The organism is Brucella sp. HL-2, from assembly GCF_025846885.2.
Classification (GTDB): domain Bacteria; phylum Pseudomonadota; class Alphaproteobacteria; order Rhizobiales; family Rhizobiaceae; genus Brucella; species Brucella quorumnocens.
This window is the reverse complement of record NZ_JAOYTK010000001.1, coordinates 195,090-217,431: the sequence shown is the minus strand read 5'-3', so window position 1 is coordinate 217,431 and position 22,342 is coordinate 195,090. Positions and strand designations below refer to the sequence as shown.

Below are 22,342 nucleotides of genomic sequence, written 5' to 3'. Positions count from 1 at the left end.
TAGTTAGTTTTGAAGAACAAGAAACGGAACCAAACGTCATGAATTGGATCACCAACTACGTTCGTCCAAAGATCAATTCGATGCTCGGACGTCGCGAGATGCCGGAAAATCTTTGGATCAAGGATCCATCGACCGGCGAAATGGTGTTTCACAAGGACCTTGAGAGCAATCAGTTTGTGATCCCCGGCTCAGGCCATCATATGCGCATCAAGGGCAAGCACCGTCTGCGTTTCTTCTTCGACAATGGCGAATACACTACTCTGGAAAGCCCAAAAGTTCCTGTCGACCCGCTGAAATTCCGCGACGAGAAGAAATATATCGATCGTCTCAAGGACTATCGTTCGCGTACCGGCATGGAAGACGCGATCATCAATGGTCTTGGAACGATTGAAGGCTTGCCGATTGTAGCAACCGTTCAGGATTTCGGCTTCATGGGTGGCTCGCTCGGCATGGGTGCCGGTGAAGCGATCATTCAGGGCTTCCAGAAAGCCATTGAACTAAAGCGTCCGCTGGTTCTGTTCGCAGCATCGGGTGGTGCGCGCATGCAGGAAGGCATTCTGTCGCTCATGCAGCTTCCACGCACGACCGTTGCCGTGGAAATGCTCAAGGAAGCAGGTCTGCCTTATATCGTCGTCCTCACCAACCCGACCACCGGTGGTGTCACCGCTTCATACGCTATGCTGGGCGATATCCACATTGCAGAACCCGGCGCATTGATTGGCTTTGCCGGTCCACGCGTGATCGAGCAGACCATTCGCGAAAAGCTCCCCGAGGGCTTCCAGAGCGCTGAATATCTGATGGAACATGGCATGGTCGATATGGTCATTTCGCGTCTTGAGCTGAAATCGACCATTGCAAGTCTGTTGAAAATCATGACCAGGCAGCCAGCCAATACCGACACACCTGTAACGGCTCCGACACCAAAGAAGCCGGAAGCTGACAGCAAGGCGGCTTAATCGTGACAGGAAAAGCGGATGCCGTTATTGAACGGCTGATGCAATTGCATCCAAAAGGCTTCGATCTTTCACTGGACCGCATTCGCGGTCTTCTGGAAAAGCTCGGCAATCCGCATCTGAACCTACCGCCGGTGATCCATATTGCCGGTACCAATGGTAAGGGATCGGCAACCGCCTTCTGCCGCGCGCTTCTGGAAGCGAGCGGCTTTGGCGTGCATGTCCACACCTCTCCGCATCTGGTCAACTGGCATGAGCGCTACCGTCTGGCCTCAAAGTCCGGCGGCAAATTCGTTTCCGACGACGTTCTGGCTGAAGCCATCGAGCGTGTAGAAGCAGCAAATGGCGGTCAATACATCACCGTTTTCGAGATCCTCACCGCCGTTGCTTTTGTCCTGTTTGCGGAGCATCCGGCCGATGTTGTGATCATGGAAGTAGGCCTTGGCGGTCGTTTTGATGCGACAAATGTCATACCAGAGCCCGCCGTATCGCTGATCATGCCGATTTCCATCGACCATCAGGCATTTCTCGGCGACCGGGTTGAGCTGATTGCTGCCGAAAAGGCAGGCATTATCAAGAAAGACTGCCCCGTGGTCATCGGGTTCCAGCCTTTCGATGCAGCACGCGAAGTTCTGATTTCAACGGCTGATCGTCTGGATTGCCCTTTGTCGATCTACGGGCAGGATTTCCTCGCATTCGAAGAACATGGTCGCATGGTCTTCCAGAACGAGGATGGATTGATCGACCTTCCATTGCCACGCCTGCCGGGTCGCCACCAGATTGCCAATGCGGCTGCAGCAATTGAAGCCGTGCAGATGGCCGGTTTCACCATTACCGACAAAGCCGCCGAGAAGGCGCTGATGGTGGTGGATTGGCCCGCACGCATGCAACGCCTCACCCATGGTGAATTGACCGATCTCGCACCGGCTGCATCGGAAATCTGGCTCGATGGTGGTCATAATCCGGGTGCAGGCGCGGTCATCGCGGAAGCCCTTGGCGATCTTGAGGAACGCTCCACGCGTCCTCTGTTCCTGATTACCGGCATGATCAACACGAAGGACCCTGTCGGTTATTTTGAAGCCTTCGCAGGTATGGCACGCCACGTCTTTACAGTGCCGATCCCTTCAAGTGATGCTGGAATCCCCAACAATGAACTGGCGATCAGCGCACAGAAGGCAGGGCTTTCGGCGGAACCTGTCCATTCGGTTGCCAATGCGCTAAAAATCCTGCGCGATAGCTGGCCACACGATGAAGCGCCGCCGCGTATTCTTATCGGCGGCTCGCTGTATCTCGCCGGTGAAGTCTTGCGCGACAATGGAACACCGCCTCAATAAGGCGGTGTTTTTTTATGCACTCCAGAATTAGCGTTTATTCTCGCGTTTCCAGCCCTCAAATTTGGTTGCCCACTCATCCTTCGTGCAAGGGTAGAGCCCGATAATTCCAGCGCCATTTTTGACTTCTTCGAGAACAAAGTCCTCAAAGACTTCCATTCCAACGCATTCATCGGCGATTTCTTCGCAAAGATGTGCCGGGATCACCATCACACCATCGGGATCACCCACAAGCACGTCGCCGGGAAACACTGCTGCATCTCCGCAGGAAATCGGTACGTTGATATCAACTGCTTCATGCAAGGTGAGGTTTGTCGGTGCCGATGCCTTGGCGCAATAAGCAGGCATTTCCAGTTCACCAATGCCCGTAACATCACGGAAGCCGCCGTCTGAAACAATACCCGCCGCACCGCGTAAGGCCAGCCGTGTTACCAGAATGGAACCGGCCGTCGCCGCGCGAGCATCCTTGCGCGCATCCATAACCAGCACCCAGCCCGCTGGACAGGTTTCAATTGCGACGCGCTGTTTGTGATCGGGATTGCGGAAAACTGTGATGGGATTGCGGTCTTCGCGCGCAGGGATATAGCGCAACGTGAAAGCCTGACCCACCATGTTTTCCGGCTTGCGCGCCACCTGAAACGAACCCTGAATGAACTGATTACGCAAGCCGCGCTTGTAAAGTGCTGTGGCAACAGAGGCTGTAGAAACCTTTTTCAGTTTCGCACGGGTTTCTTCGGGGAGGATATAGTCTGACATCTTCGTGCCTCTTAATAAATGACCGGCTCGTCAACCGGACGACCAAAATCGGTTTTCAGGAAATCAAAGTCGCAGCCTTTGTCGGCTTGCTCGACATGCTTGGAAAAGACGAAGCCATAGCCGCGCTCATATTTTGGCTCAGGCGTCTGCCATGCTGCGCGACGAACCGCCAATTCATCTTCGGAAACCAGCATATTGAGGCTGCGGGCCGGAATATCGAGTTCAACCATATCACCGGTTTTGAGCAAAGCCAGCGGCCCGCCGACGAAGGATTCCGGTGCCACATGAAGAACACAGGCACCAAAACTCGTGCCCGACATACGCGCATCTGAAATCCGCACCATATCCCGCAGGCCGAGTTTCAGCAGCGCTTTCGGCATCGGGATCATGCCCCATTCAGGCATCCCAGGGCCGCCTTGCGGGCCTGCATTACGCAACACAAGTACAGTTTCCGGCGTCAAAGCATAATCGGGATCGTCGATAATCTTTTTAAGTTCCGGATAGCTATCTGCGACAAGCGCAGGACCCGTATGGCGATGAAATTTCGGATCGCAGGCAGCAGGCTTGATCACAGCGCCGTCCGGGCAGAGATTACCCTTCAATACGGCAAGCGAGCCTTCATGATACACGGGGTTGGACAGAGGGCGAATAACGTCTTCGTTGAACACCTGCGCTTTTTCCAGCCCTTCCGTCAGCGGTTTTCCGGTGACATTGATGGCGGAGGGATCAAGCTTGTCACCGAGTTGTTTCATCAGTGCAAGGATACCACCAGCGTAGTAGAAATCCTCCATCAGATAGGTCGATCCTGATGGCCGGATATTGGCAATGACCGGTGTTGTACGCCCGATCCGATCCAGATCATCAAGCTCCAGTGGCACACCAGCGCGGCGCGCCATGGCAATCAGGTGAATGATCGCATTGGTCGAGCAGCCGGTTGCCATCGCGACAATGACGGAATTCTTCACAGCTGCGGGCGTGATGATCTGATCGGGTGTCAGGTCTTCCCAGACCATCTCGACGATGCGGCGACCACATTGGGTTGACATACGCTGGTGATTGGCATCAGGAGCAGGAATGGAGGATGCTCCGGGTAATGTCAGCCCCATCGCCTCGGCGATTACCGTCATGGTGGACGCCGTACCCATGGTCATGCAATGGCCATAACTACGCGCAATGCCGCCCTCTATACCCTGCCATTCTTCCTTGCCGATAGTGCCTGCACGGCGCTCGTCCCAAAACTTGAACATGTCTGTGCCTGATCCGAGTGTCTTGCCAGCGTAATTGCCACGCAGCATTGGACCAGCTGGCAGATAGATAAACGGATAGCCCGCACTGGTCGCACCCATGATGAGCGCCGGTGTGGTTTTGTCGCAACCGCCCATCAGCACTGCACCATCTATAGGATGCGAGCGTAAAAGCTCTTCCGTCTCCATCGCAAGCATGTTGCGGTAAAGCATGGTCGTTGGTTTGACATAGCTTTCCGACAATGAGAGTGCCGGAAGCTCAAGAGGAAAACCTCCCGCTTGCAGAATGCCGCGCTTCACCCACTCGACACGGTCCTTGAAATGCGCGTGACAAGGTTGTGCATCCGACCAGGTATTGATGATCGCGATGATTGGCTTGCCCTCCCAATCCACCGGATCATAGCCCATCTGCATGGTTCTGGAGCGATGCCCTGATGAGCGCTGGTCATCTGGCAGCATCCAGCGCGCCGAACGCAGATCTTCATAGGCTTTTCTTGTCATTTCAATGCCTTCCCGAAAACTGCCCTGCACCCGTTGGTGCGAGAGCGCATGCTGAGAAAAAAGCCCCACCGGAGAGCGTTTCTCCGGGACTTAAGATTGTCATCGCGGCATCCACGCCGAGCGATGGCCGATTGATGGCATCCGGCAGATGGCTGACCGGCTCTGCGCAAAAGACAGCGCGATCTTGCGGATTGAACACATGGAGATGGCGCAAAGCACCCTCTCCTTTTAGCTTCAAACCCGTGCCTGTCTCAGGCCAGCGAATGAATGCGGTCCGGCTTTCCCAGCCCGTAAAACAGCAATTCACCAAGAGCAATCGAGATAACGGCGTGGGCTCGCCCGGCGTGAAACTGTCTACAGGCACAGCACGACCTTCCGGCAAGCCACGCGCATCAAGCTGTGGCGCACCCATTGAGGAAAACTCAAGCGTGGCTTTCGCCGTCTTGGTGAACCAAGGATGCAGGCCAATACCGAACGGCAACCGCGACGGACCATTGTTGCGGATGCTAAGAGATATGCGAAAGCCTTCAGGCAAAATGCATAGTTCCTGCTCCAGCCGATAAGTGTAGGGGTAACTCTTACCTGCAACTTCATCCACCAGAACCGCACGGTCTTTGGTTGACGACAGGACCTGTGCACTGTGCATCCGTGAAAAACCGTGAATGGCCATCCCTTCATCCGGCGCGTTAATAGGTAATTGAACAATCGCACCGTCAAAGGTGAAACACCCGCCATCAATGCGGTTGGCAAAAGGTGCCATCACGAAGCATCCGGCCTTCAAACCAGTTTGCGGTGTGGTCAATGGCTCGAGCAGATCGACCCATTTACCGTCAGGATGACGCCACTGCGCAGACAACAACGTTGCGCCATGGTGCGGGTCGATCCGCAAGCGATAATTATGGGCGTCGAGTTCAAGCACCACTCGCTCAATCCTCACGCGAGTAATCATGGGCGGTAAATGTGCCGCCTTGAAACCTACTCGATATGGGATCACCGGTTTCAGCCAGATCGCCAAAGCGGGCGGCATCGTCCTGCGGCACATAACCGATCAGCGCTGCATCGTCCTTTGCCCACCAGCGCGAAGCATTGGCGGAAACACCCCAGACGACCGCAACATCGGTTTTGGGTGCTTCAACCGCTGCAATCAAAAGCCGCACCAGATCGTCATGGGAGAGCCACGTCGAGAGATGTCGTGCCTCTGTCGGCTCTGGCACACAAGAGCCGATACGCAGATGCACGCTTTCAATCCCGTGCTTGTCGAACATCATGCGCCCAAGCAATTCGCCATAGGCTTTGGAAAGCCCGTAATAGCCATCCGGCTTATATGGCTCATCCGTGCTCAACGTCTCGTCACGAGTATAAAAACCGATCGTGTGATTGGAACTTGCGAAAATAACCCGCTGCTTTTCCGCTCTCGCCGCCTCGAAAATATGCGTCACACCGATCAGATTGGCTGTCGCAACCAGATCATAGGGCTGCTCAACACTGATGCCGCCAAAGTGCAGGATCGCGTCGGTTCCACGCACCAGATCAGCGATTGCTGTCGCGTCAGTAAGATCAGCCTGAATAAACTCTGCCCCTTCAGGCAATTCATCGGGAAACGGCGCGATGTCGGAAAGCCGCAAGCGATAACCCGCTTGCGCCAGCCGTGGTGTCAGCATACGGCCCAGATTGCCGGATGCGCCGGTCAGGAGAAGTTTTTTCATCGGATCAAACTCCCTTCATTCTGGCGACTTTTGCGCCTGCTACATATGCCTTTGCCAGATGCACTCCACCCGATTGCGGCGCATCGGGAGCGCCCAATCTATGCGAAGTAATTGCAATAAGCGTAAGATCAGGGCCGCAAAAGCATGGCATTGTCGGCGCAGGAACGGGAGCTGGAACACAATCAAGCAATGTGCCGTCACGATCAAAGCGGTTTAATACGCCCGCCGAGACCCCGGCGCTCCAATAGGTTCCTTCTGCGTCACAGGCCCCGCCGTCGGGCCGACCTGTTTCCTCATCAAGATCGCGGATGCGCTTGCGATTGTTGATCGAGCCGGTCGTGACATCAAAATCATATCGGTCGATCCAAGGCCCACGAGAATCCGTGTGAAACATGGTCGATCCGTCCGCAGTCCAGGCCAATCCATTGGAAATCTCAAAGCCTTCTGCCTTGAGTTCGGCTTTGCCATCAGCTTTCACGCGATAGAGTTTTGAGATCGGTTCGCGTTGCGGACGTGCATCCATGCTGCCAACCCAGAACGCGCCATCCGGCCCAACTTTGCCGTCATTAAGACGTGATGTTTCAGGCTCATCGTAACCGTCCCAGATCGTCTGGCGCGCTTCGGTTTCAGGGTCAAACAAGATGATGTGACGCGCAAGAGAAATGATCAGTTTGCCGCTTTCAGCAAGCCCAAGGCACGGAACCTCTGCTTCAAAAGTCCATTCGCGCAACGGTCCCTTATCCAGATCAATCTCGTAGACTTTGCGTCCGTTGATATCACACGCGAACAGCGTTCCCCGGCGTTCATCCCAGACTGGGCTCTCCATCAGTTGTCCGCGTAAATCGGCTATACAGCGAAACGGTCCCATCATGCGGCTTTCGTGCTGTGACGGATCACATCGGGATGGTCGAGAACGAAGTCCGACAATTCAAGCCCCAGCCCGGCGCCTTCGAACGGATAGATTACGCCCTTTTCAATCCGCGGCATCACTGTCACCAGATCGCGATACCACGAGGTGTAATAGGCCCGCACCGATTCCTGAAAAATCGCGTTGGGTGCATTTAAGGACAGATGAATTGAGGCCGCAAAAACCACGGGGCCGGTGCAGTCATGTGGCGCTATAGGCCGCTGAAAGGCTTCGGCCATAGTGGCGATTTTCTTCGCTTCCGAAAGCCCGCCACACCAGGAAATGTCGAGCATGACATAATCGGTAGCGTCGGTGCGCAGCACTTCAAGAAACTGCGCGCGCGTTGCCATGGTTTCGCTCGCACAGACAGGAATGCCAGACTGTTGCGCATAGACGGCAAGCGATTGCGGGTTCATCATCTTGATCGGATCTTCCGACCAGAATGGTCGAAAGGCTTTTAGTTCGCGGGCGATAGCAAGCGCCGAGGTCAAATCCCACATGGAATGAAACTCGACCATGATTTCCATTTTATCGCCAACCGCATCGCGGATCTGACGGAACGGAACCAACGCCTTGTCGAGATCGGTGGCGTGAATGAAGTTACCACCATTGGCCACAGCATAGGGATCGAAGGGCCAGATTTTCATCGCCGTAATGCCTTCCGACAGAAGACTTTCAGCCAAGACCCCGGCATCACGATGAAATGCCAGCTGATCCTCATACGGACCTTCCTTCGCATCATCCTGATCACCGATATAACGACGCGCGCCGCTCTTGTTATAGGTATAACCGGCGCAGGTATTATAGGTACGGATCGACGGACGCGAAAGGCCACCCAGCAACTGATGGATCGGCTGATTGGTCAGTTTGCCAAAGATATCCCACAGCGCGATATCAATTGCGGAGGCCGCACGAATTTCAACGCCCGATGAGCGGAAACCCACATAGGGTTCGAGCAGAAGCTTGGAAATGCGATCGATTTCCAGCGGGTTTTTCCCCACCAGTTGCGGCGCTATATCACTATGAATATAGGCTGCGACCGCATTGGCCCCGCGGAAAGTCTCGCCCAGCCCAACGATCCCTTCATCTGTGTGGACACGCACCCAAAGGATGTTGTTGAGGTGCGGAAGCTGCACCGTTTCGATGGCCGTAATTTTCATCATGCACTCCGAGAAATGTTGGCCGCATCAATGGGCAGAAGGTTGACGGTTGCGTGCTACGATCTGCGTCGGATTAACGAAGCGCAGCGCCAGCAACAGCCAGACCAGTGATGTAACCATGTAGATTACTGCCATTGCGTCGATGGATTGAACCGAACGCACCCCTGCAGCAAAGACCGAATAATAAAGCGCCACGACCAATGTCTGTGATGTTGGCCCAGCCGTCAGGAAGGTCAGCTCAAACATGGCAACTGTGCGCACCAAAACCAGCAGCATGGCCGCCAGAATACCCGGTGTCAGCATCGGCAAAAGCACATGCAGGAACAGTTTGAATGTGCCTGCGCCAAAGACCCGTGCCGCCGCTTCCACCTTGGGATCAATCTGTTCGATGAACGGCACCATCACCAGAATGACGAAAGGGACGGTCGGCACCAGATTGGCGAGAACCACGCCCCAGAAAGTGCCACCGACACCAAACTTGTAAAGCACAGTTGCAAGCGGGATACCGAAGGTGATTGGCGGCACAAGCAGTGGCAGCAGAAAGATCAGCAGCACGAACTTCTTGCCGGGAAAATCACGCCGCGCCATTGCATAAGCAGCCGTCACACCCAGAAATCCGGACAGAATAACCACTGCAAAGACGACCTGAAATGTCACCAGCAACACCTGATCGAGCTGGAACTCTGCCCAGGCGGCTGCATACCAGCGCGTTGTGAAACCGTCCGGAAACCAGGTGCCAAGCCAGCGCGTACCGAAGCTTGAAACCACGACAGCAGTGATAACCGCCAGCACATTGAGGACGAAGAAGCCCGTCACAAGCCAGACAACGGTGATCCAGAGCTTTGAAAGGACAGATGTATCGCGGATCATGGTCTATCCTTTCCCGCCAGCGGTCGAACCGCGATAAAAGAGTGAACGCACCCCGAGCAATGCACCAACGACAAGCAACTGCACCGCCGCCATGATCATGGCGATGGAGGAGGCCATGGAGTCGTCATATTGTTCAAAGGCAGCTTGTGCTGCGGCAATGGAAATCACGCGTGTCGGTCCCGACGGCGCACCCAACAGCACAGCGGAAGGAAACACGGCAAAGGCCTGCACAAAGGTGAGACACGCAGCCACCACCAGCCCCGGCACCAGAAGCGGCAACATGACATGGCGGAAGCGTTGCCAGCTGTTTGCTCCGTGCGTTGCAGCCGCCCGCTCAAGTGCGGGATCAATCCCGGTTATGTAGGACAGTGTCAGCAGGAACGTAAAAGGGAAAACCGTAATCACTAACGAGGCGAACACGCCCCAATAGTTGTTGGTGAGTTTGAGCGGATTCTCGATAAAGCCGATAGCGATCAGACTGCGGCTGAACCAACCCTGTGGTCCCAGATAATTCAAAAGCCCTTCGGCAATCAACACTGTACCCAATGTCACGGGCAGCACGAGGATCGTCGTCAGAAGGCGCTGCTTGCGCATCAGCCGCACACGCATGGCAATCGGGACTGCAAACAGAACACTGATCAGTGTCACCGGAATTGCCAGCCAGAGTGTCGCGCCGATGGTCTTGTAAAGATAAGGATCGGAGAAGAACTTGCGGTAATTGGCCAGCGCTCCACCACCATCAAGCGGATTAAAAGACAGCACCAGACCGTAGAGAAATGGATAGATGAAAACACCGATCACAAAAAGCAGTGCAGGCAGGATCAGCAGCGTGACACCGTCGAAACCACGATTGGCAAGCCGCTGACGCAAACCGGGTTTGAGCGTTGTATCGGAAAAACGTTCTTCCGCCATGGCTTAAGCCTCGCCCGCAAAGACCAGTGCGTGGCTCGCATCGATGCCAAGCGTGATAATTGCCCCGGGTCCAACCTCCTGCGGGCCATGAAAGACCATTTCCATACCGGTTTCGGTGCGGGCTATGCCGACATATTCGCGCCCGCGATATTCAATCGTCTCGACGGTCGCCTCAATCGTATTGCGACCTTTTTCGCCGGAAATCACATCGTCGCCACGTGCCATCAGAACCGCATTGCTGCCAGGTGTAAGCGGATCCATTGCGCGCCCAGTCAGTTCCGTGCCCGCAACGGCGATTGTGGCCCGACCATCTTCAACGCGCACCACCTTGCCATGCAGCGCATTACGGAAGCCCATGAAGGCGGCAACATCGAGATAACGCGGTTGCTCGTAAAGCTCGTGCGGTGTGCCAACCTGCCGGATTTCACCATCGCGCAGCACTACAATGCGGTCTGCCAGCGACAAAGCCTCATCCTGATCATGGGTGACATAGATGGTGGTTGAACCCAACTGGTTATGAATGCGGCGGATTTCAGCGCGCATTTCCAGTCGCAACTTTGCGTCGAGATTTGAAAGCGGTTCATCCATCAGCACCAGTGGCGGCTCGATAACGATAGCACGCGCTATGGCAACACGTTGCTGCTGTCCGCCTGACAACTGGCCGGGAAGCTTTTCTTCCTGTCCCTGCAAACGAACCAGTGCCAAAGCAGCGCGCGACCGTTTCTCGACCTCGCTTTTGGCAAGTCCGCGCATTTTCAGGCCAAAGCCGACATTTTGCAGGACATTCATATGGGGAAAGAGGGCGTAGTTCTGGAACACCATGCCAAAGCCGCGATCCTCGGGCTTCAACTGATCCACGCGCTTGTCATCGATATAGATGCCCCCGCCAGTCGTGCCCAAAAGACCTGCGATGCAATTGAGAGCCGTGGACTTTCCGCAGCCTGACGGACCGAGAAGAGCGATGAACTCGCCTTTGCCAATCGTGAGGTTAATCTCCCGCAGCGCGTTAAAAGTTCCAAATGAGCGGCTCATTCGGTCGAGCCGAAGTTCTTGAAAGGACATTGACGCAAGCACCGTAAATTGAGTGGTGTAATCTTAGGCGGCTAATGGCGGACCGATAGGATCCGCCATTGACGCTTTCGAGAAGCCTCAGCTGGCAGCGACGTCTTCGTCCCAGCGACGGAAGGCTGCAACGAGCGCTTCAGGCTCAAGCGGCAACTCAATCGGATTATTCGCAATCCAGTCGGCGTATTCAGGGCGACCGAATTCGGCAATCACATCCTGACTTTCCTTCGGCGCCATCTCGATGGTGACATCCTTCACCGCTGGTCCCGGATAGAAGTAGCCCGCATCGTAGGAATAGGCCTGCTGATCCGGCTTGAGCGCAAATTTGATGAATTCCATCAGAACAGCGATCTTTTCTTCGGACACACCCTTTGGAATGGCGAAATAATGCGCGTCGCAAACCCAATGGAAGCCCTCAAGCTTGCTGACCGCCATCTCCTTTGGCACCACACCAAGCGCGCGCGGATTGATGTCCCAACCCGTTGTGGTCGCCGTCATATAGCGTGTGCCTTCGCCGAGCTCTTTCATAAGAGCGCCGGTTCCAGCTGGATAATATTCGATATTCTTGTGTAATTCCTTGAGATAGGCCCAGGTCTTGTCCCAGCCCTTGACCGGATCTTTCGGGTCGCTGTCACCGAGCAGATAAGGCAGCCCCATCAGGAATGTACGCCCCGGACCGGAATTTGCCGGGCGGGCATAAATGAACTTGTTCGGGTTTTCCTTGGTCCAGGCGAGAAGCTCTTCCGCCGTTTTTGGCGGTGTCTTCACCTTGTCGGGATGATATTCCAGCAATGGGCCTGACGGGTAATAAGACACAACGACGCCCTTACCCTTCGACATTTCCTGCATGCGCCAGGCTGGTTCAAGATAGACGTCCTGCAACTTTGGCAGGCCGTTATCTGGAAGAGCGATGATATCGGTCCAGATATCGTCAGCCAGCCCTGCTGAAAGGGCGTCTGGGCCAATAATTACCAGATCAATATCGATCCGGTTGGCACGCTGCTGCGCCTTGATCTTGCCGGGCAATTCCGGTGCCGGTGCTTTGTTAAAAGTGAAACGCGATACCAACGCCTTTTGTTCTGACGCGAAGTTATCGAAAATCGGCTGCGTCAGTGCCAGATTACCGGCAGCGTCGATCACGTTCAAGGCGACAGGCGACGATGGCAGTTTGGCCGATTGCGCCCATGCGGCACCCTTGGGCAATAAAAGCCCTGCACCGGTCGCAAGCCCTGCGCCCGCCATGAATGTGCGGCGTGAAATTCCTTTGGTCATGCTCTCCTCCAATTTTTTAATTGTCCAGCGCGCACCGCTTCCTCCCGCGTTACGCGCTGGTTTTCTAGTTTTCAGACAATTGCATCGGTCTCCCAACCTGCAACGACCTTTTCGAGTATCTTGCGGTCAGCCGTTTCGAGTTTCGGCAAGCCCGGAAGCCGAACATCACCGACAGCAATACCTTGAATTTGCAGTGCTTCCTTGACCACTGTGACGTTTGCACCATTGCGATATTTGGTTCGCATGGTTTCAAAATCAGCGATGCTCTCAACAACCTCGCGGGCGCGGGCATAATCGCCAGCTTCAAGCGCGTTCCAGACAGCCAGCGAACGTTCCGGCGCGACATTGACAAGACCGGACGTAAAGCCACGACCGCCAAGCGCGTAGAAGGGCAGCGCCCAGCTTTCCGCCAGACCACAAATCCAGGTCGCGTCTGTGCCCTTGGTTGCGCGGCAACATTCGAAAAACAACATGGTGTTCTGAGAGGCGAATTTGACGCCCGCGACCTTCGGATGCGTTGCCAGACGCACCATTTCGTCAAGCGGGATCAGATCGGAGCGGATATAGGCCACGATCGGCAGATCAATCGCCTCAGCGATTTCAATGAAGTAATCAACCTGCGCATGAGGCGCAGCAAAAGGATCAAGCGGATGATGGATCATCACGCCATCGGCCCCTTCGGCCTGAGCGGCTTTTGAAACCTTGATTGCATCCCGCACGGAACGACCGGCCGCAGCTGTCACTGCGGCCTTGCCATTCGCAGCCTTCACCGCGATGGCCTGCAAGCGGATCACCTCGTCCACAGTCATGCTGTAGAACTCGCCCGTATTGCCGCCGGTGACGATATTATGCACACCTGCCTTGGCGATCCGCTCGACAATTTTCGCCGTCAAAGCGGCTTCGATTTCACCATCTACATTATAGGCAGTCGCATGCACGCCCGAGATGCCTCGCAGCACCCGGCGGTATTCCGCTAAATTCATTATACCCTCCCAGGTACTGGTCAGAAGACCAGTTCGATATGTGTATCCCCCGCCTTCACGATGTGCTCCCGCATCAATCGCTCGGCCAAATCGCCGTTTCTTGCAGTAATGGCCTGCATAATCGCTTCATGTTCACCAAACGATTGCCTGCGCACATCTTCACGTGACAACACCGTCACCCGTGCTGCATGGTCATACATGCGCTGCGCGTTTTGCAGCCGCCGCAGATATTCGCATCCCGACGCCTCATGAATGGCATCATGAAACTTCTCATTGAGTTCGATCAGCGCATCCACATCGCCGGATTCCACTGCCGCCCGCATTTCCTCAATAACCGCACGCAGAAACACAAAAGCGTCTTCACCGCCATGTTTTGCTGCCTGCCGTGCAATGATGCTTTCAAGGGCAGCGCGCGCCAGCGTCATCTCTTCGGCCTGCCGTGCATTGAACGACACAAATGTCCCGCGCCGCGCTTCCGTGCGGACCAGCCCCTCACCTTCTAGCTGACGCAGCGCCTCTTTAAGCGGGCTGGTGCTGATGCCCAGATCGGCTGCCAATTGCCGCTCGTTTAATCTGTCACCGGATTTCAGACGCCCCGAAATAATCGCCTCCCGAAGATCGTCATGAACATGATCTCTGAGGCTCTTCACCTTGATCGGTGAAAATGGGGAAACGTTATCACGCAAGGGCGCACCTGACTGTCATCCGAAACTACGAGATGATCTTGGAGTACGTGGATTGATATGTCAATATCTGATGTATCAGGCATCAGATATTTGATTGCGGCGTTGTCCCTTGAAGAATAAATTTCATAATAGATTGAATTTATTATATTTTCATCCAAATCAAAAAATGGCTGTCATAAGCGGCAAACCAAATCGCCATTCATGACAGCCAGAGGAAGGCAGAAACTTTGCAATTAGCGGGCTAAACCTGCCGCCATCAAATACTGCACTGACTGCTGGATTTTGTTCTTGTCGCGCAGTTCAAGCATCAGGCGCGGATTGCTCTCAAGCTTCGACAAAGCAGCAAAGACTGCGTGCCAGCGGATCGTGCCTTCACCGATTGCCCAATGGCGATCTGCGTGACCGTCTGCATCCTGAAGATGTACATGCTCAAGACGGTTTCCTGCACGACTGATGAAATAATCCACCGGATGAGCGCCCATGGAGCCATAGGCAAAATGCGCGTGGCCCGTGTCGACAGATACCGCAACAGAGTTTGAGTGGAAGCTATCGGCCAGAATGCGACGGGCATCGGGATCGATATCTTCGATGTTTTCGATCACCAGTGTGCAACCGATTTCTTCTGCGCGTTCGACGACCAGAGCGAGTGTGTCATGGGCGTAATCGACGATGTTCTGCGCACTTTCCGGTACATTGTCGCGATTGTTGTTAAACCAGAAATTATAAGGGCTGTGCACGACCATCTGCGTTGCACCGATATATTCGCAGACTTCCAGACCCTTGAGATAACGCTCACGCACAACTGTGCGAATGTCTTCATCCGGGTTCGACATATTGAGCCCCCAGAAGGGGCCATGGATGCCGAGACGGCCCTGATAGCCGTCCAGCAGCGTCTTGATACGGTTTGCCGGTGTTTTCCAGTCACCCTTCAACAGGCCGACATCAAAGAAATCCTGAATTTCCAGATCGCGGTTTTCCGACAGGATAAAGTCAAGATGGTTTTCGAGATACGACAATGGCACGGCTGCGCCGAGCAGCGGCAGATCAGACATGGGATTCTTCCTGAAATTGACCGAGTAGGGTTTGTAGTGTTGGGATTTGTCAGGCGGGCTGTTTTGAGAGAGCGAGGCGGGAAGCAATCACAAGATCTGGACTATCCGACGTGATGTAAGCGACATCGCGTTGCATCCAACGGTCAATCAGGTCGCGCTCGTTGAGCGTCCACACGCCGAGACGTTCGTTTGGAAACAGCGACGTAATGCGCTCAAACTCAGCTTCGAACAGCGCATGATGAACGCCGACATATTGAACCAGTGGTTCGACGCTCGCAAAGAAATGCTCAAGCCCGCCATTGCGCTCAACCCATTCAGTGTTGAGCGACATCAGTCGCTCGATATCCGGTGCAACTTCGGCGCAGCGCTCAACGACACTGCGGTCAAAGGAATGCAGAACGACCCGCTCTTCAATGCCACGTTGCTTGATGATTTCGACGGCCTTTTCGACCAGTCCTTCATAAGGCTTGCCGTCAGAGCCTGACTTCAGCTCGACATAAAGCTTGAGTTCGGGTCTCGCCGCAAACACATCCAGCACTTCCTCGAAAGTCGGAATGCTATCCTCGGTCACATTGCCCTGCTCGTCTTTAAGACGAATGGAGCGGCGGGCATTGTCATCCAGATCGCGGACAGAACCGTGAGCGTCTGTGGTACGCTCCAGCGTGCTGTCATGGATAACCAAAATCTGTCCGGCACTGGTCAAGTGTAGGTCGAACTCGACACTATCGACATCGAGCTTCAGTACATTTCTGAAACCCGTCAGCGAGTTTTCAGCCCACAGATTGCGCGCACCACGATGCGCCATGATCTTTATCATTGCGATATTCCTATTGAACGGTTGGGTCCAGCTTGTCGCGCAGCCAGTCCCCGAGGAGTGAAATTGAAAGGGTGGTCAGTACGATCACCAGCGCCGGTGCCAGCATGATCCACGGTGCCTGCGTGAGATATTCGCGCGCAAAGCCAACCATGTTGCCCAAAGATGTGGCCGGGGGCTGCACGCCCAAACCAAGAAAGGAAAGCCCGGATTCCATCAGGATAATTTCCGGGAAAGTCAGCGTCATCGACACGATCAGCGTCGAGGCGACATTGGGCAGAATGTGATGAAAATAGACACGGAACGGCGAGGCGCCCAACTGCACCACGGCACTGGCATAGCCCTGCGCACCGGCAGAAATCGCAAGCCCGCGTGCAATGCGCGCATAACGTTCCCAGCCATAAAAACCCATCAGACAGATCAGCAGCGTCAGCGAGTTGCCGAAGAAGGCAAGAACTGCCAGAGCCAGTACCATGAACGGAAGTGCCGCCTGAAAATCCGCCAGCATCAGCACCACCTGCTCCACCCAGCCACGAAAGCGGGCGGCAAGAAAACCGAGCAGCGTCCCGAAGAAGGCCGAGAGAATCGTCGCGCCAAATGCGATGATCAGCGATACACGGATCGACTGGATGAGACGCGAATAGACATCGCGGCCAAGCTCATCCGTCCCCAGCCAATGTCCGGGCGTGCCAAACGGAACCAGCCGCGCCATCAGGTCCATTTTGGTGATCGGATATGGTCGCAATAGATCGGCGAAGAACACCACAAAAAGCATCAGTCCAAGCCAGAAAATCGCGAATGCAACACTTGCAGGCACTGATTTGCGTAGACGCGTTATAAGCCCCGGTGCCCGGATTGTGGTGGTGCTGTCAAGAGCTGTGTCGGTCATCCTCAACCTCCCTTAATGCGCAGCCTTTGATCTCAGGCGTGGATCAAGAACGCCGTAGAGAACATCGACAATGAGGTTGGAGACAACCATGCAGCTGGCAATCATCAGAAGAAGGCACTGCACGACGGCGAGGTCTCGGTTCGCAACTGAAACAACAAGCAGACGTCCGACGCCGGGCCACGAAAAGATGGTCTCGACAACAACCGCACCCGCAATCAGCGATCCGACCATGAAGCCGACAATTGTCACAATCGGTACAGAAGCATTGGGCAGTGCGTGTTTCCACACGACATCGTGCCAGCTGACACCCTTGGCGGAAGCTGTGCGGATATAAGGACTGCCAAGCACTTCGATCATTGCCGAACGCGAGAACCGCGCCAGAATTGCCGTGCCGCCGATGGCAATCGTCATTGTGGGCAAAATGCCATGGGCCCACGTATCGCTGCCGCCGGATGGCAGAACGCCGAGTTGGATCGAGAAGATCAGAACCAGCACCAAACCAAGCACAAAGGACGGCACCGTAAAGCCAAGAATGGACAGCGTGATTACGCCACGATCCGCAAAGCCCTGCCGATGCAAGGCCGCATAAACACCTGCCGGAATGCCAAGGCCCAGCTTGATGATCAACGCGGGAATCGTAATTTGAAGCGTGGCGGGTATGCGTTGCAGCACCAGATCGATGGCCGATGCCTTGTCTCGCATGGAGACACCGAAGTCGAAGCTCAATATCCCCTTGAGATAAGAGATATATTGAAGCCACAGCGGGTCATCCAGCCCCCAGGCCTTGCGAAACGCATCAATGGATTCCTGCGGCGCATCTGGACCGAGCATGATCTGCGCCGGATCGCCCGACATGCGCAAAACCACGAAAGCGAAGGTCATGACCAGAAACACCGTGACCAGCGCGCGAAAAAGACGGGACGCTACATAAGATAACATTCAGGCCTCACGCCGCGGTTTTGACCGGCTCGACAAAATGACAAGCGGTCCGTCGGTCGTAACCGGAAACTTCAAGTTCTGGCATTGCTGTCGGACACTGGAAGCCAGCAATCGGACAGCGCGGATGGAAAACGCATCCCTCCGGTCGGTTGGCAGGATTTGGCGGCTCGCCCTTGAGGATCATGCGGTGCTCAAGCCGCTTTCCCGGAATTGGTACTGAGGAAACCAGTGCTTTGGTGTATGGATGATGCGGCGTTTCAAAAATCACACCGGAACTTGCTTCCTCGACAATTTTACCGAGATACATGACCGCCACACGGTCGCAGATATTGCGCACGACCTTGAGGTCGTGACTGATGAAAATCATGGCGACGCCGTGCCTGTCCTGCAGATCGCGCAGCAGATTGACGACCTGCGCTTGAATGGAAACATCAAGCGCCGAAACCGGCTCATCGCACACCAGCAATCGCGGGCTTGTGGCCAAAGCACGTGCGATGATGACGCGCTGACGCTGGCCACCCGACAATTCATGCGGATAGCGGTCGCCCTGATCGCGTCTCAACCCTACCGATATCATCAGCTCATCAACACGATCTTTCAGCTCCGCACCTTTGGCGATGCCATGTATCTGTAAAGGCTCACCGATTTGCGCAGCAATGGTCAGGCGGCGATCAAGGGCCGCGAGCGGGTCCTGAAACACCAGCTGCATCTGCGCGCGAAGCTTACGCCATTCGAGCGTATTGCGCGGTGGCAACGGCTTGCCATCAAAAAACACTTGGCCTTCAGTGGCATCATCGATGCCCAGCAACATACGACCGAGCGTCGACTTTCCGCAGCCAGATTCACCCACAATGCCAAGAGTCTCGCCCGGCTGAATGCACAAGCTCACGTCATCGACTGCCTTAACCGGATCGGTCTTTTTGAAGACGCCGCCGCCCTGATAGGTGCGAACGAGATTACGGGCTTCAAGAAGGAAACTCATGCTGTCGCTCCTTCCGCACCGATGGTGCGATGGGCGTTTCCTGCCTCGATGAATGTGGTCTTAATCACATCAACCACGTTGAAGCAGGCGACTTTCTGCGCGTTCAACTGCCGAAGCTCGGGAATATGTTTTTCACATTGCTCAGTTGCCTGCGAACAGCGTGGCGCAAAGGCGCAGCCTTGCGGCAAGTGTCGGGGATCAGGGACGGTGCCCGGAATGGCGCGCAGCCTTTCGCGACCGCCATCCAGCCGCGGAATAGCATCAAACAGACCCAAAGTATAAGGATGCTTCGGCGTCTCAAACAATTCCGACGTTTGTGCAGTTTCCACGATACGACCGGCATACATGACGCATACCCGCTCGCATATCTGGCTGACGGCCCCCAAATCATGGCTGATGAACACAATCGCCATGCCGGTTTCCTGCCTGATCTGGTTCAGAAGATCGAGAATTTGCGCCTGAATGGTGACATCAAGTGCTGTGGTCGGCTCATCCGCAATCAACACATCCGGCTCTCCAGCGAGAGCAATGGCGATCATGATGCGCTGACACTGGCCGCCGGAAAATTCATGCGGAAAGAGATCGAACCGACGCGTGGCATCGGGAATGCCAACCCGTTCCATAAGCCTGATCGCTTCAAGACGGGCAGCGTTGCCCTTCAATCCCCGATGAAGGGAAAGGGATTCCACGATCTGCGGACCAACTTTCTTGACCGGATTGAGCGAGGAGCTTGGGTCCTGAAAAATCATCGCAATACGACCACCGCGAACACCTTCCTGAACATGGCGTGGAGCATTAATAAGCTCCTGACCATCGACACGCACAGAACCGGAGACCGATGTCTTGCCCGGCAAAAGGCCAAGGGCTGCGAGCCAGGTCACAGATTTTCCGCAACCGGATTCACCAACCAGACCCAGAGTTTCACCCCGGTCTATGTCGATATTGATGCCGTGCAGAACCTGCACACCGCTGAATGAAACCTTTAAATCCCGAATGGAGACGAATGCCACCGTCTTCTCCTTTCGCTCGGTCAATCGCGGTTACTGGCGATTTTCAAATGTATTTATGGAAAGAAAAAATGGCTGACGCATAATCGCGCCAGCCATTCTTCAGGATCAGACGTTCCAGTTGTTTGAACGGAAATCCATGGCGAAGGCCGGAGCGGCTTTCCACTTCAGTTCCTTCTTCATGCCGGTGAACACGGCATTTTGATGCAGGACATTGTAAACCGGGTCTTCGCGCTCACAGATTTCAAGCATACGCGCGATTGCCTTCTTGCGCTCTCCGCGATCTGTCGAAGTTTCCATGATCACCGACAGCTTGTTGATCTCGTCGTTCGACCAGTCCTTCTTCTGCTGCACTTCACCATTGGGACCAAACTGCACCACCATCGGCGTGATCGGATCGTTGATGTTGTTGGATGCCGACCAGTCGCGCACACCCTTGGTGCCTGCCGGATCGTGGATCTGCGCCCAGTTTTCCTTCATCTCGATCTCGACATTCAGGCCAACCTGCTTCCACATTTCCACCAGAACCTGAGCGGTTGGGGTCTGGTTGGTGTAGTAGTTGTTAAGCAGACGGTATGGGATCGCATCACCCTTATAATTGGCCTGCTTGAGCAGATCGCGGGCGAGTTCCGGGTCGAACTGCGGTGGCGCCCAGCCTTCGACAAACATGTCGGAAGTGCGGAAGCTTTCAAATTGAAGACCAGCAGGCACAACGGTCTGACCAGCCCAGAGCGAATCCACGATTGCCTGACGATCAATCGAATGGGTCATGGCGCGGCGCACCAGCGGATCGCGCAGCACTTCATTCTGTGTATTGAAAATCGTCGTGCGATGGTTCCAGATAGTTGAGCTCTGAACTTCAAGACCCGGATTGTTCGCAACATTGCCGATCTGATCTGGTGGAAGATCGCAGGCGAAGTCGTACTGACCCGAAATCAGGCCGTTTACGCGACTTGCAACTTCCGGCACTTCAACGAAGCGGATTTGCTGCAATGGCGGACGACCGCCCCAATATTCGTCATGCGCTTCCAGCACCAGTTCTACGTCTGGCTTATAGTCTGCGACCTTGTAAGGACCTGTCGTGACAGGCTTGCGCGCCCAATCGGTATAGGACTTTGCTTCGTTCCATGCGCGCTTGTTGGCAATCTGCGAACCGAAGGCGTAGAGACGGCCTTCAAGCGTCACGTCAGGCGTCGCATTGTGAAAACGCACGGTATATTTGTCGACAGCTTCGACACCGCGAAGGGCGGGCCACAGGCGGCGCGAAATGCCCGGAATTGCAGCCGGCAGTTCTTTTTCAGTCTGCGGCTTGAAGTTTGCTTCGTAAAGCGTCTTGCCACCTGACGGCTCAGTGCCTGCAAAGAGGCGCTCATCGGAGAACGAGAACACCACATCTTCCGCAGTCAACTCATCGCCGTTGTGGAACTTCACACCCTGACGCAGCTTGAGCTCGATGGTCTTGTCATCAAGACGCTTCCACTCGGTCGCAAGGCCGGGAACAGGTCCCTGATTTCCCATCCAGTCACGCAGGATCAAGCCTTCCCACAGATTGGGAAAGAAGACGCGTTCGCCAACATTCGACTGCTCGTTCCAGATGTCGAGCGTGTTGTTGTTGGTGATCTTCTGCACCGCAATCGTGATCGAGCGGCGCTGATTGGCACGAACGATACCCGGCAGGACGAAGGTGCCAGCAGCAGCTCCCATCAAACCCAATGCGTGACGACGATTAATAAGCATGCTTTACCCCGAACGATGGCGACCACCGGATGAACGACGGCCAGCTTTGAGACTGAACGGGGAATAGGCCTCATTTGTAACAGTATTTTCTCAGTTCATTGAAGCTTTCTTGAATGCTCACTGTTTCAACAGCCCATAGCGCAACAAAAAACCCGACACAAAGGCCGGGTTTTTCAGAGGTCAGAAGCTTGCTGATTAAGCAGCAGAAGCCTTAATCCAGTCGGCAAGGCGGCTCTTTGGAGCAGCGCCAACCATGTTGGCAGCGAGTTCGCCATCCTTGAACATCAGCAGCGTTGGGATCGAACGCACGCCGAACTGTGCTGCGAGTTCTGGATTTTCGTCGATATTGACCTTGGCAATCTTAACCTGACCGGCCATTTCAGTGGCGATCTCGTCAAGAGCGGGAGCGATCATCTTGCAAGGACCGCACCATTCAGCCCAAAAATCCACGACGACAGGCTCGCTCGACTGAAGAACGTCCGACTGAAAATTGCTGTTATCGACCTTTACGGTTGCCATAGGGCTATCCTCATATCTGTTTGAGAGCAAAAGACTCATCGAGAAATTGCTCCTTTG

The 22,342-nt window shown here is 54.8% G+C and carries 22 protein-coding genes; 2 read left to right on the top strand and 20 right to left on the bottom strand.

Annotated features, from left to right (window positions below; all coding sequences use genetic code 11):
* The first annotated feature begins 38 nt into the window (after nt 1–38).
* Together accD and OIV19_RS01040 are read left to right on the top strand one after the other, a co-directional pair.
* A complete protein-coding gene (gene accD, locus OIV19_RS01045; protein ID WP_264230444.1) occupies nt 39–956 on the top strand; it encodes an acetyl-CoA carboxylase, carboxyltransferase subunit beta in 918 nt (305 codons plus the stop codon).
* 38 nt (nt 957–994) lie between these two features.
* On the top strand, nt 995–2,287 hold the full coding sequence (locus OIV19_RS01040) for a bifunctional folylpolyglutamate synthase/dihydrofolate synthase (RefSeq protein WP_191793339.1): 1,293 nt from the start codon (nt 995–997) through the stop codon (nt 2,285–2,287).
* A gap of 27 nt (nt 2,288–2,314) precedes the next feature.
* On the opposite strand, the gene OIV19_RS01035 is transcribed toward OIV19_RS01040, so the two are convergent.
* From OIV19_RS01035 to trxA, 20 genes are all read right to left on the bottom strand, one after another.
* The gene (locus OIV19_RS01035) at nt 2,315–3,040 is read right to left on the bottom strand and encodes a ribonuclease activity regulator RraA (RefSeq protein WP_095447737.1); all 726 of its coding nucleotides are present in this window, start codon (nt 3,038–3,040) and stop codon (nt 2,315–2,317) included.
* Nucleotides 3,041–3,051: 11 nt separating this feature from the next.
* Nucleotides 3,052–4,785: an L-arabinonate dehydratase gene (gene araD / locus OIV19_RS01030; protein WP_095447736.1), complete on the bottom strand. Its 1,734-nt coding sequence runs from the start codon at nt 4,783–4,785 to the stop codon at nt 3,052–3,054.
* 1 nt (nt 4,786) lies between these two features.
* Entirely contained in the window at nt 4,787–5,707 is a 921-nt protein-coding gene (locus tag OIV19_RS01025; RefSeq protein ID WP_264230443.1) for an aldose epimerase family protein, read from the bottom strand.
* Between the two features lie 4 nt (nt 5,708–5,711).
* The gene (locus OIV19_RS01020) at nt 5,712–6,491 is read right to left on the bottom strand and encodes an NAD-dependent epimerase/dehydratase family protein (RefSeq protein WP_095447734.1); all 780 of its coding nucleotides are present in this window, start codon (nt 6,489–6,491) and stop codon (nt 5,712–5,714) included.
* A 4-nt stretch (nt 6,492–6,495) separates the two neighbouring features.
* On the bottom strand, nt 6,496–7,362 hold the full coding sequence (locus tag OIV19_RS01015) for an SMP-30/gluconolactonase/LRE family protein (RefSeq protein ID WP_264230442.1): 867 nt from the start codon (nt 7,360–7,362) through the stop codon (nt 6,496–6,498).
* Nucleotides 7,359–8,558: a mandelate racemase/muconate lactonizing enzyme family protein gene (locus OIV19_RS01010; RefSeq protein ID WP_264230649.1), complete on the bottom strand. Its 1,200-nt coding sequence runs from the start codon at nt 8,556–8,558 to the stop codon at nt 7,359–7,361. Before OIV19_RS01010 ends, OIV19_RS01015 begins: the two co-directional genes overlap by 4 nt.
* Nucleotides 8,559–8,585: 27 nt before the next feature.
* A complete protein-coding gene (locus OIV19_RS01005; RefSeq protein WP_024898404.1) occupies nt 8,586–9,428 on the bottom strand; it encodes an ABC transporter permease in 843 nt (280 codons plus the stop codon).
* A 3-nt stretch (nt 9,429–9,431) separates the two neighbouring features.
* Nucleotides 9,432–10,340: an ABC transporter permease gene (locus OIV19_RS01000; RefSeq protein WP_264230441.1), complete on the bottom strand. Its 909-nt coding sequence runs from the start codon at nt 10,338–10,340 to the stop codon at nt 9,432–9,434.
* A gap of 3 nt (nt 10,341–10,343) precedes the next feature.
* Nucleotides 10,344–11,402 carry an ABC transporter ATP-binding protein gene (locus OIV19_RS00995; protein WP_095447730.1) on the bottom strand — a complete coding sequence of 353 codons (1,059 nt, stop codon included), beginning with the start codon at nt 11,400–11,402 and terminating at the stop codon, nt 10,344–10,346.
* A gap of 87 nt (nt 11,403–11,489) precedes the next feature.
* A complete protein-coding gene (locus tag OIV19_RS00990; protein WP_264230440.1) occupies nt 11,490–12,677 on the bottom strand; it encodes an extracellular solute-binding protein in 1,188 nt (395 codons plus the stop codon).
* A gap of 71 nt (nt 12,678–12,748) precedes the next feature.
* Entirely contained in the window at nt 12,749–13,660 is a 912-nt protein-coding gene (locus OIV19_RS00985) for a dihydrodipicolinate synthase family protein (protein WP_264230439.1), read from the bottom strand.
* Nucleotides 13,661–13,680: 20 nt separating this feature from the next.
* On the bottom strand, nt 13,681–14,346 hold the full coding sequence (locus OIV19_RS00980; protein WP_095447727.1) for a GntR family transcriptional regulator: 666 nt from the start codon (nt 14,344–14,346) through the stop codon (nt 13,681–13,683).
* 233 nt (nt 14,347–14,579) lie between these two features.
* A complete protein-coding gene (locus tag OIV19_RS00975) occupies nt 14,580–15,398 on the bottom strand; it encodes a sugar phosphate isomerase/epimerase family protein (protein ID WP_264230438.1) in 819 nt (272 codons plus the stop codon).
* Between the two features lie 49 nt (nt 15,399–15,447).
* On the bottom strand, nt 15,448–16,215 hold the full coding sequence (locus OIV19_RS00970; RefSeq protein ID WP_264230437.1) for a glycerophosphodiester phosphodiesterase family protein: 768 nt from the start codon (nt 16,213–16,215) through the stop codon (nt 15,448–15,450).
* A 10-nt stretch (nt 16,216–16,225) separates the two neighbouring features.
* Nucleotides 16,226–17,101, bottom strand: coding sequence for an ABC transporter permease (locus tag OIV19_RS00965; protein WP_264230436.1), 876 nt, complete (start codon nt 17,099–17,101; stop codon nt 16,226–16,228).
* A gap of 12 nt (nt 17,102–17,113) precedes the next feature.
* Nucleotides 17,114–18,040, bottom strand: a complete 927-nt coding sequence (locus tag OIV19_RS00960) for an ABC transporter permease (RefSeq protein WP_264230435.1) — start codon at nt 18,038–18,040, stop codon at nt 17,114–17,116.
* 7 nt (nt 18,041–18,047) lie between these two features.
* Nucleotides 18,048–19,022 carry an ABC transporter ATP-binding protein gene (locus tag OIV19_RS00955; protein WP_264230434.1) on the bottom strand — a complete coding sequence of 325 codons (975 nt, stop codon included), beginning with the start codon at nt 19,020–19,022 and terminating at the stop codon, nt 18,048–18,050.
* Nucleotides 19,019–20,032, bottom strand: a complete 1,014-nt coding sequence (locus OIV19_RS00950; protein ID WP_264230433.1) for an ABC transporter ATP-binding protein — start codon at nt 20,030–20,032, stop codon at nt 19,019–19,021. Before OIV19_RS00950 ends, OIV19_RS00955 begins: the two co-directional genes overlap by 4 nt.
* Nucleotides 20,033–20,137: 105 nt before the next feature.
* Nucleotides 20,138–21,766, bottom strand: a complete 1,629-nt coding sequence (locus tag OIV19_RS00945; protein ID WP_095447720.1) for an ABC transporter substrate-binding protein — start codon at nt 21,764–21,766, stop codon at nt 20,138–20,140.
* 195 nt (nt 21,767–21,961) lie between these two features.
* Nucleotides 21,962–22,285, bottom strand: a complete 324-nt coding sequence (gene trxA, locus OIV19_RS00940; protein ID WP_006473274.1) for a thioredoxin — start codon at nt 22,283–22,285, stop codon at nt 21,962–21,964.
* Between the last annotated feature and the right edge of the window lie 57 nt (nt 22,286–22,342).

Bases quoted from the DNA above. Each gene is read 5' to 3' on its own strand.
- accD (WP_264230444.1), top strand. From the start codon at position 39: ATGAATTGGATCACCAACTACGTTCGTCCAAAGATCAATTCGATGCTC.
- OIV19_RS01040 (WP_191793339.1), top strand. From the start codon at position 995: ATGCAATTGCATCCAAAAGGCTTCGATCTTTCACTGGACCGCATTCGC.
- OIV19_RS01035 (WP_095447737.1), bottom strand. From the start codon at position 3,040: ATGTCAGACTATATCCTCCCCGAAGAAACCCGTGCGAAACTGAAAAAG.
- araD (WP_095447736.1), bottom strand. From the start codon at position 4,785: ATGACAAGAAAAGCCTATGAAGATCTGCGTTCGGCGCGCTGGATGCTG.
- OIV19_RS01020 (WP_095447734.1), bottom strand. From the start codon at position 6,491: ATGAAAAAACTTCTCCTGACCGGCGCATCCGGCAATCTGGGCCGTATG.
- OIV19_RS01015 (WP_264230442.1), bottom strand. From the start codon at position 7,362: ATGATGGGACCGTTTCGCTGTATAGCCGATTTACGCGGACAACTGATG.
- OIV19_RS01010 (WP_264230649.1), bottom strand. From the start codon at position 8,558: ATGAAAATTACGGCCATCGAAACGGTGCAGCTTCCGCACCTCAACAAC.
- OIV19_RS01005 (WP_024898404.1), bottom strand. From the start codon at position 9,428: ATGATCCGCGATACATCTGTCCTTTCAAAGCTCTGGATCACCGTTGTC.
- OIV19_RS01000 (WP_264230441.1), bottom strand. From the start codon at position 10,340: ATGGCGGAAGAACGTTTTTCCGATACAACGCTCAAACCCGGTTTGCGT.
- OIV19_RS00995 (WP_095447730.1), bottom strand. From the start codon at position 11,402: ATGTCCTTTCAAGAACTTCGGCTCGACCGAATGAGCCGCTCATTTGGA.
- OIV19_RS00990 (WP_264230440.1), bottom strand. From the start codon at position 12,677: ATGACCAAAGGAATTTCACGCCGCACATTCATGGCGGGCGCAGGGCTT.
- OIV19_RS00985 (WP_264230439.1), bottom strand. From the start codon at position 13,660: ATGAATTTAGCGGAATACCGCCGGGTGCTGCGAGGCATCTCGGGCGTG.
- OIV19_RS00975 (WP_264230438.1), bottom strand. From the start codon at position 15,398: ATGTCTGATCTGCCGCTGCTCGGCGCAGCCGTGCCATTGTCGTATCTC.
- OIV19_RS00970 (WP_264230437.1), bottom strand. From the start codon at position 16,215: ATGATAAAGATCATGGCGCATCGTGGTGCGCGCAATCTGTGGGCTGAA.
- OIV19_RS00965 (WP_264230436.1), bottom strand. From the start codon at position 17,101: ATGACCGACACAGCTCTTGACAGCACCACCACAATCCGGGCACCGGGG.
- OIV19_RS00960 (WP_264230435.1), bottom strand. From the start codon at position 18,040: ATGTTATCTTATGTAGCGTCCCGTCTTTTTCGCGCGCTGGTCACGGTG.
- OIV19_RS00955 (WP_264230434.1), bottom strand. From the start codon at position 19,022: ATGAGTTTCCTTCTTGAAGCCCGTAATCTCGTTCGCACCTATCAGGGC.
- OIV19_RS00945 (WP_095447720.1), bottom strand. From the start codon at position 21,766: ATGCTTATTAATCGTCGTCACGCATTGGGTTTGATGGGAGCTGCTGCT.
- trxA (WP_006473274.1), bottom strand. From the start codon at position 22,285: ATGGCAACCGTAAAGGTCGATAACAGCAATTTTCAGTCGGACGTTCTT.